This is a genomic window from Citrobacter sp. Ca225 (assembly GCF_030337175.1).
Taxonomy (GTDB): Bacteria; Pseudomonadota; Gammaproteobacteria; order Enterobacterales; family Enterobacteriaceae; genus Citrobacter_A; species Citrobacter_A amalonaticus.
Genome location: NZ_JAOWCD010000052.1, coordinates 156,838 through 173,889, shown reverse-complemented (window position 1 = coordinate 173,889; position 17,052 = coordinate 156,838). Strand labels below are relative to the sequence as shown.

The 17,052-nt window shown below is 55.3% G+C and carries 16 protein-coding genes; 5 read left to right on the top strand and 11 right to left on the bottom strand.

Features of this window, described 5'->3' with window-relative positions; genetic code table 11:
• Window positions 1–74 precede the first annotated feature (74 nt).
• From patD to OGW13_RS05075, 7 genes are all read right to left on the bottom strand, one after another.
• Window positions 75–1,499 (bottom strand): aminobutyraldehyde dehydrogenase, encoded by a 1,425-nt coding sequence (gene patD / locus OGW13_RS05105; protein WP_054176197.1) that lies wholly within the window; start codon window positions 1,497–1,499, stop codon window positions 75–77.
• A gap of 21 nt (window positions 1,500–1,520) precedes the next feature.
• Window positions 1,521–2,327: an ABC transporter permease gene (locus OGW13_RS05100; RefSeq protein WP_043000649.1), complete on the bottom strand. Its 807-nt coding sequence runs from the start codon at window positions 2,325–2,327 to the stop codon at window positions 1,521–1,523.
• Window positions 2,317–3,261: an ABC transporter permease gene (locus OGW13_RS05095; RefSeq protein ID WP_061070097.1), complete on the bottom strand. Its 945-nt coding sequence runs from the start codon at window positions 3,259–3,261 to the stop codon at window positions 2,317–2,319. The genes OGW13_RS05100 and OGW13_RS05095 overlap by 11 nt, the downstream gene beginning before the upstream one ends.
• Window positions 3,262–4,275 carry an ABC transporter ATP-binding protein gene (locus tag OGW13_RS05090; protein ID WP_054176198.1) on the bottom strand — a complete coding sequence of 338 codons (1,014 nt, stop codon included), beginning with the start codon at window positions 4,273–4,275 and terminating at the stop codon, window positions 3,262–3,264. It lies immediately after the preceding gene.
• Window positions 4,276–4,292: 17 nt separating this feature from the next.
• Window positions 4,293–5,438, bottom strand: a complete 1,146-nt coding sequence (gene ydcS / locus OGW13_RS05085) for a putative ABC transporter substrate-binding protein YdcS (RefSeq protein ID WP_054176199.1) — start codon at window positions 5,436–5,438, stop codon at window positions 4,293–4,295.
• Window positions 5,439–5,762: 324 nt separating this feature from the next.
• On the bottom strand, window positions 5,763–7,172 hold the full coding sequence (locus OGW13_RS05080) for an aminotransferase-like domain-containing protein (protein WP_054176200.1): 1,410 nt from the start codon (window positions 7,170–7,172) through the stop codon (window positions 5,763–5,765).
• Window positions 7,173–7,259: 87 nt separating this feature from the next.
• Window positions 7,260–7,682 (bottom strand): type II toxin-antitoxin system HicB family antitoxin, encoded by a 423-nt coding sequence (locus OGW13_RS05075; protein ID WP_054176201.1) that lies wholly within the window; start codon window positions 7,680–7,682, stop codon window positions 7,260–7,262.
• A gap of 221 nt (window positions 7,683–7,903) precedes the next feature.
• On the opposite strand from OGW13_RS05075, the gene OGW13_RS05070 reads away from it, so the two are divergent.
• Genes OGW13_RS05070 through OGW13_RS05060 form a run of 3 tightly spaced genes read left to right on the top strand, consistent with a single transcriptional unit; the run spans window position 7,904 to window position 10,445 of the window.
• Window positions 7,904–9,307 carry a cytochrome ubiquinol oxidase subunit I gene (locus tag OGW13_RS05070; protein WP_043000644.1) on the top strand — a complete coding sequence of 468 codons (1,404 nt, stop codon included), beginning with the start codon at window positions 7,904–7,906 and terminating at the stop codon, window positions 9,305–9,307.
• Complete coding sequence (cydB, locus tag OGW13_RS05065; RefSeq protein WP_054176202.1) at window positions 9,307–10,317, top strand: cytochrome d ubiquinol oxidase subunit II; 1,011 nt, start codon at window positions 9,307–9,309, stop codon at window positions 10,315–10,317. The genes OGW13_RS05070 and cydB overlap by 1 nt, the downstream gene beginning before the upstream one ends.
• On the top strand, window positions 10,317–10,445 hold the full coding sequence (locus OGW13_RS05060) for a DUF2474 domain-containing protein (RefSeq protein ID WP_071888398.1): 129 nt from the start codon (window positions 10,317–10,319) through the stop codon (window positions 10,443–10,445). Before cydB ends, OGW13_RS05060 begins: the two co-directional genes overlap by 1 nt.
• Before the next feature lie 39 nt (window positions 10,446–10,484).
• On the opposite strand, the gene OGW13_RS05055 is transcribed toward OGW13_RS05060, so the two are convergent.
• Window positions 10,485–12,446 (bottom strand): peptidase U32 family protein, encoded by a 1,962-nt coding sequence (locus tag OGW13_RS05055; RefSeq protein WP_287115770.1) that lies wholly within the window; start codon window positions 12,444–12,446, stop codon window positions 10,485–10,487.
• A 78-nt stretch (window positions 12,447–12,524) separates the two neighbouring features.
• Complete coding sequence (locus tag OGW13_RS05050; protein WP_054176204.1) at window positions 12,525–13,061, bottom strand: helix-turn-helix domain-containing protein; 537 nt, start codon at window positions 13,059–13,061, stop codon at window positions 12,525–12,527.
• A 91-nt stretch (window positions 13,062–13,152) separates the two neighbouring features.
• On the opposite strand from OGW13_RS05050, the gene OGW13_RS05045 reads away from it, so the two are divergent.
• Window positions 13,153–14,319 (top strand): benzoate/H(+) symporter BenE family transporter, encoded by a 1,167-nt coding sequence (locus OGW13_RS05045; protein ID WP_287115769.1) that lies wholly within the window; start codon window positions 13,153–13,155, stop codon window positions 14,317–14,319.
• On the opposite strand, the gene OGW13_RS05040 is transcribed toward OGW13_RS05045, so the two are convergent.
• Window positions 14,296–15,171, bottom strand: coding sequence for a helix-turn-helix domain-containing protein (locus OGW13_RS05040; protein ID WP_043000639.1), 876 nt, complete (start codon window positions 15,169–15,171; stop codon window positions 14,296–14,298). The genes OGW13_RS05045 and OGW13_RS05040 overlap by 24 nt on opposite strands.
• 171 nt (window positions 15,172–15,342) lie before the next feature.
• Here OGW13_RS05040 and OGW13_RS05035 point away from each other — a divergent pair, with 171 nt between their 5' ends.
• The gene (locus OGW13_RS05035) at window positions 15,343–16,236 is read left to right on the top strand and encodes a DMT family transporter (RefSeq protein WP_044257872.1); all 894 of its coding nucleotides are present in this window, start codon (window positions 15,343–15,345) and stop codon (window positions 16,234–16,236) included.
• 33 nt (window positions 16,237–16,269) lie between these two features.
• Here OGW13_RS05035 and OGW13_RS05030 read toward each other — a convergent pair whose 3' ends face one another.
• Window positions 16,270–16,938 carry a DUF3313 domain-containing protein gene (locus OGW13_RS05030; protein ID WP_043000637.1) on the bottom strand — a complete coding sequence of 223 codons (669 nt, stop codon included), beginning with the start codon at window positions 16,936–16,938 and terminating at the stop codon, window positions 16,270–16,272.
• Between the last annotated feature and the right edge of the window lie 114 nt (window positions 16,939–17,052).

Sequence of the window (17,052 nt, the reverse complement as noted above, 5' to 3'; positions counted from 1 at the left end):
ACAGGCAGAGAGAATATTTCTCTCTGCCTTCGAGTGATCATCTTCCCACGCCACCTTTCGGGCGTAAATTACCCTTAATGTTTAACCATTACGTGGCGGATCACGGTGTAATCCTCCAGCCCATAAAGTGACATATCTTTGCCATAACCGGACAGTTTCTGCCCGCCGTGCGGCATTTCGCTCACCAGCATGAAATGGGTGTTAACCCACGTACAACCGTACTGCAGACGCGCGCTGACCCGGTGAGCGCGTCCGACGTCGCGCGTCCAGACCGACGACGCGAGGCCATATTGCGAATCATTGGCCCACTCCAGCACCTGCTCTTCATCCTCGAAGACGGTCACACTGACCACCGGACCAAACACTTCTCGCTGGACAATTGCATCTTCCTGTTTAGCCCCTGCCAGAAGCGTCGGGGCAAAGTAATAGCCCGGCCCCTCTACTTTTTTTCCACCGGTGACCACGTTGATATGTCCCAGCGCTTTGGCCTCTTCAACGGCTTTAGTGACGCGCTCCAGATGCGCCAGTGAACTCAGCGGCCCCAGTTCGGTCGATTCCTCCTCCGGTGCGCCGGTTTTCAGGCTGGCTACGGCGGCCCCCAGTTTCTCCACCAGCGCGTCGTAAATACCCTTCTGCGCGTAGAGGCGACAGGCGGCGGTACAGTCCTGACCGGCATTGTAAAAGCCGAAGGTGCGCACACCTTCCACCACCGCATCCACATCGGCATCATCAAACACAATCACCGGCGCTTTACCGCCCAGTTCCATATGCGTGCGCTTAATCGACGGCGCAGTATGGCTGATGATGTGTTCACCGGTCGCGATGGAGCCGGTTAACGAGACCATACGCACCTTCTTGTGCCCGGTCAGCGGATCGCCAACCGTTTTGCCTCTGCCAAACAGCACATTGAGCACACCCGGCGGGAAGATATCTTTGGCATATTCCGCCAGCTTCAGCGCGGTCAGCGGTGTGATTTCCGAAGGTTTGATCACCACGCAATTACCGGCAGCCAGCGCGGGGGCCAGTTTCCATGCCGCCATCATCAGCGGATAGTTCCACGGCGCAATGGAGGCCACCACGCCAACCGGGTCGCGGCGAATCATCGAGGTATGGCCCTCCAGATATTCCCCCGCCGCCAGACCGTTCAGACAGCGGGCGGCACCGGCGAAAAAGCGAAACACATCGACAATCGCCGGGATCTCATCATTGAGCGCACAATGCAGCGGTTTACCACAGTTGCGCGATTCCAGTTCAGCAAACTCATGCGCATTTTGCTCAATAACATCCGCCAGCTTCAGCAGCAATTCACTGCGCACTTTCGGGGTTGTCTGTCCCCATTCGCTAAACGCACGATCGGCGGCGAGGATGGCCGCATCTACCTGAGCGGGAGACGCTTCTGCAATTTCCAGCAGCACCTCGCCGGTGGCAGGGTTATAGACGGGCTGCTTTTCACCTTCACCCTTGACCAGCTCGCCGTTAATCAGTAATTGATGTTGCATAGCATTTTCCCATATCGTTGTTTATTGACCATTTCCGGCGACGCTGTCGCCTTCGCGCGTAAGCCACCACGCCCCCAGAATCGGAATGGTTGTGACCAGCATAACCAGCAGTGCCACGACGTTTGTCACCGGTACGTCACGCGGTCGCCCTAACTGATTGAGCAACCACAGCGGCAGCGTCCGTTCATGACCGGCAGTAAAGGTCGTGACGATGATTTCATCGAATGACAGCGCGAACGCCAGCATTCCCCCCGCCAGCAGCGCCGAACCCAGATTCGGCAGCACGACATAGCGGAAGGTTTGCCAGCCATTCGCGCCAAGATCCATAGAAGCCTCCACCAGACTCCATGAAGTACGGCGAAAGCGGGCTATCACGTTGTTAAACACCACCACCACGCAGAATGTCGCGTGACCGACCACAATGGTGAAAAAACCCGGATCGAGATTGACCGTCTTAAACGCGGTCAATAGCGCCAGACCGGTGACAATCCCCGGTAAGGCGATCGGTAACAGCAGCAACAGCGAGATGGCGTTTTTGCCGAAGAAATCACGCCGCCAGAGCGCCGCCGCTGCCAGTGTGCCAAGCACCAACGCAATCGCCGTCGATAACGCGGCGATTTTTAGTGACAACGTCACGGCATCCAGAATATCGCTCCGCTGTGCCGCAACGCTAAACCAGCGCAGCGTCAGTCCCTGCGGGGGAAAGCTAAAGGCCGCGTCCTCGCTATTAAACGCATAGGCGGCGATGATCAGAATGGGAAAGTGCAGGAAAACAACCCCGCCCCAGGCCGCCAGTTTGAGGAAAAACGGTGCGCGCTCAGAGTGCATCAAACGCTCCCAGACGTTTCACGAACGCCAGATAAAGGGCTATCAGCACGATCGGTACCAGCGTAAACGCCGCCGCCATTGGCATGTTGCCAATCGCCCCCTGCTGCGAATAGACCATGTTGCCGATGAAATACCCCGGCGGTCCCACCAACTGCGGCACGATGAAATCGCCCAGCGTCAAGGAAAAGGTGAAGATCGAACCGGCGGCAATTCCGGGGATCGCCAGCGGCAGAACCACATAACGGAAGGTCTGTCGTGGACGCGCGCCCAAATCGGCAGACGCCTGTAACAGCGACGGCGGCAACCGCTCCAGCGCGGCCTGAACCGGCAGGATCATGAACGGCAGCCAGATGTAGACGAACACCATAAAGCGCCCTAATCCCGACGTTGAGAGCGTGTTTCCTCCCACGGCTGGCAGCGTCAGCAGACTGGTCAGTAAAGGTTCTAAACCAAGATGGTTCAGAAACCATTGCGCCACGCCATCTTTTGCCAGCAGCAGGGTCCATGCATAGGCTTTGACGATATAACTCGCCCACATCGGCAGCATGACCGCGATATAGAAAAATGCTTTCATCTTGCCGCGGGTGTAGCGCGCCATGTACCACGCCATCGGAAACGCCAGAATCGCACTGGCTATCGTCACCGCGATCGCCATCGTCAGCGTGCGTAAAATGATGTCGTAATTGGCGGGATTAAACAGCGCACGAAGATTGGCAAGCGTCAGGTCCGGCGTTACCGACATGGTGAAGTCGTCAAAGGTGTAAAACCCCTGCCACAGCAGCGTCAGTAGCGAGCCGAAGTAGACAATACCAAACCACATCAGCGGACCAAGCAACAGCAAAAACAGTCCCAACCCGGGATAACGCCAGAAAAAACCGGTGAGTCTACTCAAGCCGCCGGGCCGTGAAGGCGTGGAGAGCACGTTCATTGCCATTCACCTCTCCTCGACCAGCGGTACCATGACCTCGCGCGGCCAGGAGACCATCACCGGCTGACCGGGCGCAAGCGTGGTCGCAAAGGGTTCTCCCGACTGATTAGCCTGACTGACCAGCAGCTTTTCACCGCCGGTAAGCTTTAGCTCAAAACGGGTGGCGGCGCCCTGATACTGCACCGCCTGAATCACCCCCTGCGCCTGGATCTCGCCAGGAACATTGAGCCGGATATGCTCCGGGCGCAGCGAGAAGCTGCCCGTCATCCCGCATACCTTCGAGGCCATCGCCGGATCAAAGACGTTCGCTGTCCCGACGAAGCCCGCAACAAACGGCGTGCGTGGTCGCATGTATAACTCACGCGGTGAATCCACCTGTTCAATGCGTCCGTTGTTAAATACCGCCACACGATCGGACATCGACAGCGCTTCGCCCTGATCGTGCGTGACGAAGATAAACGTGATCCCCAGCGACTGCTGGAGTTTTTTCAGCTCCAGTTGCATCTGCTCGCGCAGTTTCAGATCCAGCGCACCGAGCGGTTCATCCAGCAACAGCACACGCGGCTCGTTGACCAACGCCCGGGCGATCGCCACCCGTTGACGCTGACCGCCGGAAAGCTGTGACGGCTTGCGCTCAAAGACAAACCCCAGCGCCACCTTCTCCAGCGCCTCGCGAGCCTGGGCATGACGCTGTTTTTTATCAATGCCTTTGACCATCAGCCCATAGGCGACATTGTCGAGAATCGACATGTGCGGAAACAACGCATAGTCCTGGAACACGGTGTTCACATCCCGCTCCCAGGGCGGCAAATCGCTGGCAGGCTTGCCAAAGATAGTAATCGATCCGCCCGAAAGCTGCTCAAAACCGGCAATCAGGCGCAGGCAGGTGGTTTTGCCGGAGCCAGATGGCCCCAGCATTGAGAAAAATTCCCCGTCTTTAATCGCAATACTGACGCCATCGACCGCCCGCACGTCACCATACAGGCGCGTGACGTTGTCAAACTCCACTGCGTACGTCATAAATCACCCCAGTGACGTTAACGACCGCCCATGATGGCGATGTAATCCTGCGTCCAGCGACTGTACGGCACGAATTTACCGCCTTCAGCAACAGGCGTTTTCCAGAAGGCGATTTTGTCAAAATAGCGGTAACCATTGGTTTCGCAGCCTTTATCGCCCAGCAGCGTACTGGCTATACAGCCTTCGGTGACCACCGGCAGCGATCCAAACCAGGCGGCTACATCACCCTGAACTTTTGGCGTCAGCGACCAGTTCATCCACTTATAGGCGCAAACCGGGTGTTTGGCTTCACTGTGCAACATGGTGGTATCAGCCCAACCGGTGACGCCCTCTTTCGGGAACACTGTGCCAATGTGTTGTCCTTCACCTTTCAACGCGTTCGCCTGATACGGCCAGGCGCTCGAGGCCACGACGCCCTCATTTTTGAAATCGCTCATTTGCACCGTGGTGTCGTGCCAGTAGCGGTGAATCAACGGTTGCTGTGCGCGCAGCACTTTCAGCACCGCCTGGTACTGTTCTTCGGTGAGTTGATACGGGTCCGAGATCCCCAGTTGTGGCTGGGTGGCTTTCACGAACAGCGCCGCATCGGCAATGTAAATCGGTCCGTCATAGGCCTGAACGCGGCCTTTGTTGGTTTTTCCGTCCGGAAGGTTTTGTTCGACGAATACCACACTCCAGCTATCTGGTGGCGTCGGGAAGGTTTGCGTGTTGTACATCAGCAGGTTCGGCCCCCACTGATACGGCGTACCGTAGACTTTGCCCGCCACGTTAAACCAGTCGCCTTTGACCACGCGAGGATCGACGTTTTTCCAGTTCGGGATGAGCGCCGTATTGATCGGCTGCACGCGTTTCCCCATGATCAGACGCAGCGAAGCATCACCTGAGGCCGTGACCAGATCGTAGCCCCCTTTCGCCATCAGGCTGACCATCTCATCCGATGTCGCCGCCGTTTTGACGTTAACCGCACAGCCGGTCTCTTTTTCGAATTGTGTTACCCAGTCGTACTGTTTATCGGTCTGACCGCGTTCGATATAACCCGGCCAGGCGATAATATCCAGGCGACCTTCAGTCTGACCTAACGTGGTGGGGGGTTCGGCGGCGTGCGCGGTCATCAGCGTCATACTGAGCGCGCACAGGCTGCTGCGGGCAAATTTCTTGCTCATAAGATCTTACTCCTGTCGCAAAATATTGAGCGGCAGCCTTGCCGTAAATATATGTCCTTTCCTAAAAATAGTCGGCGCGCCGTCAGCGCACCTCCCGGCATGAGGAAATTTAATCAGGTTGTGACATAACGCGCATTACGCCCCGGACTGCGGCGTTGTGTGGCTATCTTCTGGAGTATAGACAAGGGGTTAGCTGACGAGGAGGAAAAACAAAAGCTATTGATATTTCCTATGATGGTCTACGGGAAATAACGTCGTACGGTTTTTGCTGATATTTTCTAAATAAGAACGCGCCATTCTTTTATATTGAATCGCGCGCACGTTTTATTTCATCTGCGCGCGAATGAGTTGCCCCAGTTGTTTTACCGCGGCTTCTTCACGTTCCCCCCAACCCCATGCGGTATTGAAGCGGAAAAAGCGTTTCCAGGTGTCTGAGGTCGAGAACATTTTTCCCGGCGCGATGCTGATGTGGTGGGCCAACGCCTGTGCGGTCAGTTCGCCCGCATCCTGTGATTCCGGCAGTTCCAGCCAGAGAAAATAGCCGCTGTTGTTGTGATGTATTTTCACTTCGGCAGGGAGATGGCGCAGCAGCGTTTGCCAGGCCTGCTGTTTACGTTCTGCCAGTTGACGACGCAGGCGGCGCAAATGGGCGTCATAACGGCGTGTTGAGAGATAATCGACCAGCGCCAGTTGCATCGGCGAACTGGTGGAAAGTGTGCTCATCAGTTGTAAACGCTGGATTTGGCGGGCGTGTTTGCCTGCGGCGACCCAACCGATGCGAAAACCCGGTACCAGACACTTGGAGAATGACGAACAATGCAGCACCTTGTCGGCCCGATCCCACGCTTTGGCCGGTAGCGGTTTCTCCCGGCCAAAATAGAGTTCGCTGTAAACGTCATCTTCAATCAACATCACATTATGACGATCGAGTATTTCAACCAGACGCGCTTTTTTCTCCGGACTGAGAGTAAAGCCAAGCGGGTTCTGGCTGTTGGTCATCAGCCAGCATGCTTTAACCGGATACGCCTGCAACGCCTGCTCCAGCGCCGCGAGATCGATCCCCTCCTTCACGTCAGTGGCAACCGACAGCGCTTTAAGCCGCAGTCGCTCCAGCGCCTGTAACGCGCCATAAAAACAGGGGTTTTCGACAATCACCCAGTCACCGGGTTTAGTCACCGCTTGCAGGCTCAGGTTGAGCGCCTCCAGCGCCCCGGCGGTGATGACGATTTCATCCGGCGAGACGGTAATGCCCTGTAAGGCGTAGCGACGGGCAATGGCGTGGCGTAGTTCCGCGTTACCCGGCGGCAGATTCTCAATTACGCTCATCGCGGTTGCGGTTCTGCTCACCTGTGCCAGAGAACGGTTCAGTTGCTGGAGGGGAAATAAACGCGGATCGGGAAATGCAGAAGCAAACGGCATCACCGACGCATCCCGGCTGGCCTGTAGCATCTCGAAAATATAAGTGTTGATATCCACCGCTTCGTCGCGCATCACCTGGGCCGGTTGCACCGTTGGCTGGTGAACCGGGCGCGGCGCGACATAATAGCCAGACTGCGGGCGCGCAATGATCCGCCCCTGACTTTCCAGCAGTTGATAGGCATGCCCGACGGTCATAAAGCTCATCCCGCTGCTGACCACCTGTTCACGCAGCGACGGCAGGCGATCGCCAGGTTGCCAGACGCCAGTGGCAATCTGTTCGCAGAGTTGTTCAGCCAGACGCTGGTACTTTTTCATTGTTATTCACTCGTGGATCCGTGGCAGGTGATCCTTGCAGTGTATATCAGTGAATTAAATACTCAACATCCTAAGAACTGTTATGGTTTACGACAGCGTAAGCGACAGTTCTTTGCCGAGCGCGCGCGCCGCCGTCTGCACCGCATCAATTTTTGTTGCGTGTCGTAAGTCGAACAGGCGGGTAATTTCCTGTTTCGGTCTGCCAATGCGTTTCGCCAGCTCATGCTGGCTGATTTTTGACGCCAGGAAAGCGTTGAGCAAAAGGACTTTTGACGCGACGCTGAGCGGGACCTCAACAAAGTCGTCACCTTCCTTCACCGGCGAAGGTAACGGGACAGACTGGCTATCTTCGAAATAGAATTCAAAAGCGGTGACTAACGCTTCCAGAGCGGTATCAAGGGATTGCTGGCGGGTCTCACCCTGGGTGAGCGCTTCCGGAATATCCGGAAACGAAACCACATAGCCACCTTCTGGCGCAGGAACGAGACGAACGGGAAAGTAAACATTTATGCTTACTTTTCTCGCCTGATAAAAGGAAAATACAGAAAAATGCCCGTCGTGTAGAGCCGCTCATATCAATTCGGGAAGGCAGATTCCAGAATTTATATCAACAGATGCAATTTGTAACATTCACGCAACTGTTATGGTTAAATAGAACCGTTCTGTTTCTGCCACTGAAACCCTTACCGGCCTAGAATTGCGCTGAATCAATTTTTAGTGCGGAGCAATGCATGTCTGGTCTTGATGCGTTTCATCTGGCAAGGATCCAGTTCGCCTTTACGGTTTCCTTCCACATTATCTTTCCGGCGATCACCATTGGTCTTGCCAGCTATCTTGCGGTGCTGGAAGGTCTTTGGCTGAAAAGCAAAAATCCTGTCTGGCGCTCGCTATATCAGTTCTGGTCAAAAATTTTCGCCGTTAACTTTGGCATGGGCGTGGTGTCTGGCCTGGTGATGGCCTATCAGTTTGGCACCAACTGGAGCGGGTTTTCCGAGTTCGCTGGCAGTATCACTGGGCCATTACTGACCTATGAGGTGCTCACCGCCTTCTTCCTCGAAGCCGGGTTCCTCGGTGTGATGCTGTTTGGCTGGAACAAGGTTGGCCCCGGATTACACTTTTTCTCCACCTGTATGGTCGCTCTGGGCACGATTATTTCCACCTTCTGGATCCTCGCCTCCAACAGCTGGATGCAGACGCCGCAGGGCTATGAGATCGTCAACGGCCAGGTCGTGCCGGTGGATTGGTTCGCCGTCATTTTCAACCCGTCGTTCCCTTATCGCTTATTGCATATGTCGGTGGCGGCGTTTCTCAGTAGCGCGTTATTTATTGGGGCCTCTGCGGCCTGGCATTTACTGCGTGGCAACGCGACGCCCGCTATTCGCGCCATGTTTTCGATGGCGCTGTGGATGACGCTGATTGTCGCACCGTTACAGGCGCTCATTGGCGACATGCACGGTCTGAATACCCTCAAACACCAGCCAGCCAAAATTGCCGCCATTGAAGGCCACTGGGAAAATCCGCCAGGAGAACCGACGCCGCTGCTACTGTTCGGCTGGCCGGATATGGAACAGGAACGAACCCGCTATGGTCTGGCGATCCCGGCGCTGGGTAGCCTGATCCTGACTCACAGCCTGGATAAACAGGTCCCGGCGCTTAAAGAGTTTGCGAAGGAGGATCGCCCCAATTCGACGATGGTCTTCTGGTCGTTTCGTATTATGGCGGGGCTGGGTATGCTCATGATCCTGCTAGGTGTTTGCGCTCTGTGGTTACGCTACCGGCAGCGTCTTTATACCTCGCGACCGTTTCTGCGCTTCGCCTTATGGATGGGACCGTCAGGATTGATAGCCATTCTGGCCGGCTGGGTCACGACGGAAGTGGGCCGCCAGCCGTGGGTCGTCTACGGGTTGCAACGCACGGCGGATGCGGTCTCCGCTCACGGCGACCTGCACATGAGTATTTCTCTGCTGGCGTTCTTTGTGGTCTATAGCGCCGTCTTCGGCGTGGGCTACAGTTACATGATCCGCCTCATCCGCAAAGGACCGCTGGACACGATTTCCCCGACGCCGCCTACCGGCACGCCTGCCAGACCACTGTCTGCTGCCGTCCTCGATTCTCAACATGAGGCACACCGCTAATGGGTATTGATTTATCGGTAATCTGGTTCGTTATCATCGTTTTCGCTACGCTGATGTACATCGTGATGGATGGATTCGATTTGGGTATTGGCATTTTGTTTCCTGCCATTCGCGACGCTGACGATCGCGATGTGATGGTTAACAGCGTCGCTCCGGTCTGGGACGGTAATGAAACCTGGCTGGTCCTCGGCGGAGCGGGATTATTTGGCGCGTTTCCGCTGGCCTATGCGGTGATTATTGACGCCCTGACGATCCCGCTGACGCTGATGCTTATCGGGCTGATTTTTCGCGGTGTCGCCTTTGAATTTCGCTTCAAAGCCACGCCAGCGCATCGCCCGTTCTGGGATAAAGCTTTTCTCTGCGGTTCGATTCTCGCGACGTTCACTCAGGGCGTGGTGGTGGGTGCGGTGATCAATGGTTTTGCCGTCACCGGGCGTCGTTTCAGCGGCGGGCCGTTTGACTGGCTCACCCCTTTCACCCTGTTCTGCGGCGCGGGACTGGTGGTCACTTACGCCCTGTTGGGCGCCACCTGGCTGGTAATGAAAAGTGAAAATCCGTTGCAGGATAAAATGCGAGCCGTGGCGAAAAAGTTACTGCTGTTGATGCTGCTGGTGATTGCGATGATCAGCCTGTGGACGCCGCTGGCACACCCGGTGATAGCGGAACGCTGGTTTAGCCTGCCGAATCTGTGGTTCCTGCTGCCGGTTCCGCTACTGGTTGCGGTGATTAGCATCTGGCTATGGCGAACGCTTCATCAACCGCACCGCCACGCGCTGCCCTTTGTGTTGACTCTCGGGCTGATTTTCCTCGGCTTTAGCGGACTCGGGATCAGCATCTGGCCGCGTATCATTCCGCCATCCATTACGCTCTGGCAGGCAGCCGCACCCGCGCAGAGTCAGGGTTTCATGCTGGTCGGTGCGTTACTGATCATCCCTGTTATTCTGGTTTACACCTTCTGGAGTTATTACGTGTTTCGCGGCAAAGTTCAACATGGCGAGGGGTATCACTGATGCAACACTCTGTCTGGAAACGCCTGATGTGGCTGGTCATTTTGTGGGGCGGCAGCGTGCTGGCACTGGCCGCCGTAGGGATGTTCTTTCGCCTGATCATGACGGCGGCAGGATTTAAATCACATTAATGGGGCGCCGGATAGCGCTATGCGTATCCGGCAGCTTTGTTAGCCTTTACGCTTCGGCAGCGTTTTCATCAGCTCTTCCGGGCTGACGGAAGCCACCACGCTGCCAGGCAGCGGCATCTTCAGAATGTGATTTTTGATTTTACCAATCACATGCATTTCGCACGGACGGCAGTCAAATTTAAGCGTTAGCACCTCATCGCCGTTCACCAGTTGCATCGGCGTCGCCTTCCAGCTTTTGATATTGCCTTTCGCCTGCTTCGGACACAGATTAAAGGCAAAGCGCAGGCAGTGTTTGGTGATCATCACCGGCACCTCGCCCTTTTCTTCATGCGCTTCATAGGCCGCATCAATCAACTGCACGCCATAACGATGGTAAAACGCCCGCGCCTTATGGTTGTAAACATTGGCCAGAAAACTCAGGTGTGATTGCGGATAAACCGGCGTAGGCTCGGACACCGGCTTGCGAACGCCGCGCTGGTAGCTTGCAAGGCGCGCGGCATCCAGCATCTCTATCGCTTCCCGGCGGAACGCATTAAGCAGGCTGTTCGGCACAAACAGCGCGCCGGGCAAATTCACTGCGATATCGCGGGCGTAATAGATTGTCTGCCCCAGTTTTGCCAGTCCGTCCTTCAGCCCGTTCAGCGCTTTTTCCGCGTTGTTGGCCTCATCAAACTGTCCATCCAGCGTATGGGTGATACTGACGCCCTCTTCGCTGGTCAGCGTCAGGATCAGTTGTTCCTGCCAGCCGCCCAACTCAATATCCACCGCCACCCGACGCTCGCTCGAGGTTTTGGTTAACGCCTGCTGCCAGTTATGGTCAAGATTGCGGTTCAGCGGATGGTGTGGACGCAATTTATGCAGTTCGGCAGGCATTTCGTTCGGCCAGACGCGATAGCGATTTTGTCCGGTTTTTTCCACCGTATTGGCACGAAAGCCGACAACATCACGTTTGATCAGGACATTAAGGCCATCGCCGTTCGCCAGCGGCTCGCTGACCTCAACGTCCAGATGATCTTTCGCCACGTTCAGCACTTCACCCACCGGCAGGCCGATAAACTTCGGCGAATCAAAAGCGCCGATATCCCCTTTGCGCGCATTCACAAAGTAGTCGGTGCTGCCGCGATGAAAGGTTTTGTCCGTTGACGGGGTAAAGAAATGTTCCGTGCGTCCGGCGGAAGCCCGCGCCAGGTCACCGCGATCCTCAATGATGGCATCCAGCATCTGCCGATAGTGCGCGGTAATGTTCTTCACGTAACTCATGTCTTTGTAACGCCCTTCAATCTTGAAGGAACGCACACCGGCGTCGATCAGCGCGCCAAGGTTAGCGGTCTGATCGTTATCTTTCATCGACAGCAGGTGTTTTTCATACGACACCACCCGTCCCTGATCGTCCTTCAGGGTATATGGCAGACGGCACGCCTGCGAGCAGTCGCCACGGTTGGCGCTGCGCCCCGTTTGCGCATGAGAGATATAACATTGCCCGGAATACGCCACGCACAGCGCCCCGTGGACAAAAAATTCGATGGTGGCATCGGTCGCCTGATGAATGGCCTGAATCTGCTCAAGACTCAGTTCACGCGCCAGCACAATCTGCGAGAACCCCACGTCAGCGAGAAATTTGGCTTTCTCCACGCTGCGAATATCGCATTGGGTACTGGCATGCAGTTCGATCGGCGGAATGTCGAGTTCCAGAATCCCCATGTCCTGCACAATCAACGCATCCACGCCGGTCTGGTAGAGATCGGTAATCAGTCGCTGTGCAGGTTCCAGTTCATCGTCGTGAAGGATCGTGTTCAGCGTGACAAAGATTTTTGCGCCATAGCGATGGGCGAACGGCACCAGCTCCGCGATATCTTGCAGGCTATTGCTGGCATTATGACGCGCCCCAAAACCGGGACCACCGATATAGACGGCATCCGCACCATGTAAAATGGCTTCGCGGGCGATGGCGGTATCACGTGCCGGGCTTAACAATTCAAGGCGATGTGGAGACGGGCGCATAGCGTTGTTTTTATCCAGTAGCAGCAAAATGGCGGCTATTGTAGTCAGAAGCGCCGCTTTGCGAAATTGTTTTCCCGCTTAACTGCGCGGGTAATGGATGAGCGAATGAAAGTGCACGGTCTGTTCGCTACTGTTGCGATAAGCATGTGCGCTATCGCCGGCAAAACGAATGCCTTCTCCAGCCCTGATGACGCGCCATTGCTGGTCAATGCACATCTCCAGATCGCCTGCGATTACCACCACATGTTCAATCACGTCCGCTTCGTGCGGCGTGGATTCGCTGAGCGCGCCGGGTGCCAGCAAAATTGAAAAGTGATCAAAACACAGCACCGGATCCCACGGGAACAACGGCGTCACGACCATCGCCTGCTCTTGCGGATCAAACGTCGGCAGTGGCTCAGATTCCGGCGGCGAAATAAAGGTAGAGAACGGGACATTCAGCCCGGTGGCAATCTTCCATAACGTCGCCACCGTGGGACTGGACTCGTTGCGCTCAATTTGCCCGAGCATCGCTTTTGACACACCGGTGGCCTCGGCCAGGCGCGATAAACTCCACTCACGCTGTTTGCGCAATGTTTTCAAGGTGTTCGCCAGATAGTGTGTCAGGTTGTCCATTGATATCCTCCCAAAACATCAGCTTACCACTTGTACGTTATAACGCCCAGATGCTAGATTAAATGACCGTTATAACGCACAAGGAATGCCTATGCGTTCATTTTCCCTCCCCTTACCTACGCTGCTTTCTGGCTTTGTCGCCGTACTGGTCGGCTATGCCAGTTCAGCGGCCATCATCTGGCAGGCCGCCGTGGCGGCGGGTGCCAGTACCGCGCAAATTACCGGCTGGATGAGCGCTCTGGGCCTCGCGATGGGGGTCAGTACGTTGATCCTGACGTTCTGGTATCGTGCGCCTGTATTGACAGCATGGTCAACACCCGGTGCGGCGCTGTTGGTGACTGGACTCCAGGGACTGACGCTGCCGGAGGCGATTGGCGTGTTCATCATCGCCAACGCGCTGATCGTGTTGTGCGGCGTGACCGGATTATTCGCCCGCCTGATGCAGGTCATCCCCCATTCGCTGGCGGCAGCCATGCTGGCCGGGATTTTGCTCCGCTTTGGCCTGCAGGCATTTGCCAGTCTCAATGATCAGTTTCTGCTTTGTGGCGGCATGTTGTTGGCGTGGTTGATTCTGAAGCGTATTGCACCGCGCTATGCGGTGATTGCGGCGCTGATTGCGGGTGCGGTCATTGCGTTATTTGAAGGTGACATTGCCACCTCTTCGTTAGCGATGACCCCGGTGTTGCCCACATTTATTGCCCCTCAGTTTTCGCTGGCCCACAGTCTGGGGATTGCCGTACCGCTCTTTCTGGTGACGATGGCGTCGCAGAATGCGCCCGGTGTGGCGACCATGAAAGCTGCGGGTTACGATGTCCCCGTCTCGCCCCTGATCATTGTCACCGGATTACTGGCGCTGCTGTTATCTCCTTTCGGCGTTTATTCCATCTGCATTGCCGCTATCACCGCGGCGATTTGCCAGAGTCCGGAGGCCCATCCAGATGCAGCAAAACGCTGGCTGGCCGCCGCTGCCGCCGGCGTGTTCTATCTGTTGGCCGGTATTTTCGGCAGTTCGATTACCGGGGTGATGGCGGCGCTGCCGACGAGCGGTATTCAGATGCTGGCAGGACTGGCACTGCTGGGGACGATTTCGGGTAGCCTGTATCAGGCGTTGAGTCATGAAAACGAACGTGATGCCGCCGTGGTGACGTTTCTGGTCACCGCCAGCGGGCTGACGCTGTACGGAATTGGTTCGGCGTTCTGGGGGCTGATCGCGGGCGGGATCTGTTACACCGTCTTAAGGCTGGCGCGACGCGCGTAGCTGCGATGGCGTCTTCCCGGTCACCTGCTTGAAACGGTTACTGAAGTGACTTGGCGAACTGAATCCGCAGGCCAGCGCAATCTCCGTTAACGGACGCTGTGAGTGACAGACCAGTTGCTTTGCCACTGCCATCCGGCGCTGCATCACGTACTGATGCGGTGCCATTTTCATCGACTGGCGGAACATTCTGGCGAAATGAAATTCGCTCAGCGCAGCTTCATGCGCCAGATCGGCTAGCGTCAGTGGTTCTGCCAGATGGGCGTCGATATAAGCCAGCACATTACGCAGCGTCACCGGCGCGAGTCCACCCGTTACCGTCGGCAATCGCCACTGCACGTTGCTGTAGTGCTGAATAAGATGGGTCATCAGCAATGACGACGCGGCGCTGAGCGTCAGGTGATTCGCAGGCTGGTGCCAGTCGTTGCCCAGTAAAAACTGGCGGTAAACCGCTGTAATCCCTGGATCGTTGCCAAACGTCCGTTCATCCAGCGTAAAACGGTAAGGGCTTTTATCCCAGACTTTTTCCCCGACTTCACGCAAATGCGCGTCAGTGCAGTAAAGATGCACGAACGAGAGGTCGTCGCGGATATCCCAGGTAGATTCACTCTCTTTTGGCAACAGGCAAAACCGGTCCGGGCCGCCCCCATTTTTCCAGCCTGAGGCCGTTTTTTGATAGCTCTCGTAGCCATCTGCCACATACAGACTGAGCGTGTGATGATCGCAATACTGCGTGATGGTATCGCGCTTATTCGACCATGCAGCTAACTGAACGCCCGAGCGCAGCTCGACCGACTCGTGTAACACAGCATTGTGCTGACTCAACTTTTCAAAGGCATCGTAGGACCGGGTCATACCACCACATAAACACTGTTATTCAGGCATTCAGTCTATCGCAGGTCATTGCGGTTACCACCCGTCCGACGGAAAAAAGCGCAAGATTTTGCAAGTATCCCGCAAGCCGATGAAAGCGCGTCGCCCGTGCAATCTGCGACAGTGAATTATTAGGTATGAAGGGAGAAAATAATGAACGCACTATTATATTGTCTGGTCGTGGTGATCTGGGGTACCACGTGGATCGCTATTTATTTACAGCAAGGTCCGGTTGCCGCACCCGTCTCGATTTTCTGGCGTTTTGCGGTGGCGACGGCGTTGATGATGTTGATTATGCAGATTCGTGGAAAGTTACGAACGCTGTCGTTACGTGACCATCTGTTTTGTCTGCTGCAAGGCAGTTGCGTTTTTTGCTTTAACTTCTGGTGTTTTTACACGGCGGCCGCCTGGATCAATACCGGACTGGAATCAGTTATCTTTTCCATGGCGGTGCTGTTTAACGCGGTGAATAGCTTCTTCTTCTTTGGGCAAAAACCTCCGCTGCGGTTTTACTGCGCCGCCGCGCTGGGACTGACGGGTATCGTCACCCTCTTCTGGCAGGATCTGATGAACAGCGGATTTAGCGGATCGCTGCTGCTGGGGATTGGTCTGAGCGCGCTGGGGACATTTGGTTTCTCTCTGGGAAATATGATCAGCCTGCGCCATCAGAAAAAAGGTCTGGAAGTGATGACTACTAACAGTTGGGCCATGCTGTACGGCACGCTGCTGATTGCAACGATTGCCCTTCTGCGCGGGGATAACTTCACTCCGCAATGGACCTTCAGCTACATCGGCGCCCTGCTGTATCTGGCAGTATTCGGATCGGTCATCGCCTTCGGTGCCTACTTTACGCTGGTAGGAAGAATTGGCGCGAGTAATGCCGCGTACAGCACATTGCTCTTTCCGCTGGTTGCGCTGTCATTTTCTACGGTTTATGAAGGTTATAGCTGGCAGGTGAATGCGGTAGCGGGACTGATTCTGATTCTGGTGGGAAACCTGGTGATGTTTGCCCGTCCACCGGCGCTGTTGCGCCGCCGGACAGCATAAAGAAACGCGCCATCAAACGATGGCGCGTCACGATTATTTCTGGTTTACATCAAACATGGTGGCATCCGTCGCCATGTCATCAACCACTTGTTTCAGCGTCTCAAATGCCATCGGCGTATTCTGGTTATTCAGATCTTTGCCTTCACCCTGACGCACGACTTTAATCACCGGCTTATTGGTCGCCGCATCAATTAACTCGCCTTCAAAGTAGAGATGGGTGTCCATCGTGCGGTGACCGGTTGCCATTTGGGTACCGGCAACCACCAACGCCACAGGCACCACTTCATAGAACTGCAGCCCTTCTTTGCTGGTATCCACCCCGGTGATCGCCCCGCGGAAGATCAGGCTACGCGGCCCCGGCGTGGTCACCAGCGGTTTACGTTGACCAATAGAGGTCTTCATCTTTGTGTTGGTGTAGTTTAACAACTGATCCAGCACATTCTGTCCAACCTGTGTGGAAGGTTTCGGGACCGGATAATAGGTTATTGGGTTCCAGACAATGTTGTCATATTTGGTATCACTAAAGTTGGGATCAACCCAACGCAATACCGGATGCCCCGTAGCAGATTTTGTTTCCTTAAGACCTGAGTAGTCTTTTAAAAAACCCGAGTATTTATCAGGCTGCGTCACTTTTGAGGCACAGCCAGATAACGCCAGTAAACCAGTAAGCACTGCAACTTTAAATAAAGTATGAGTACGCATGAAACGATCCCTTAGAATATGCAAATATGCAGTTGAAATAGTAGCAAAGGGAAATCATCTGCGTTGGATTAAAAATGGTAACCAAAGCACAATTTTTTCAGAGCGCCCATTTTT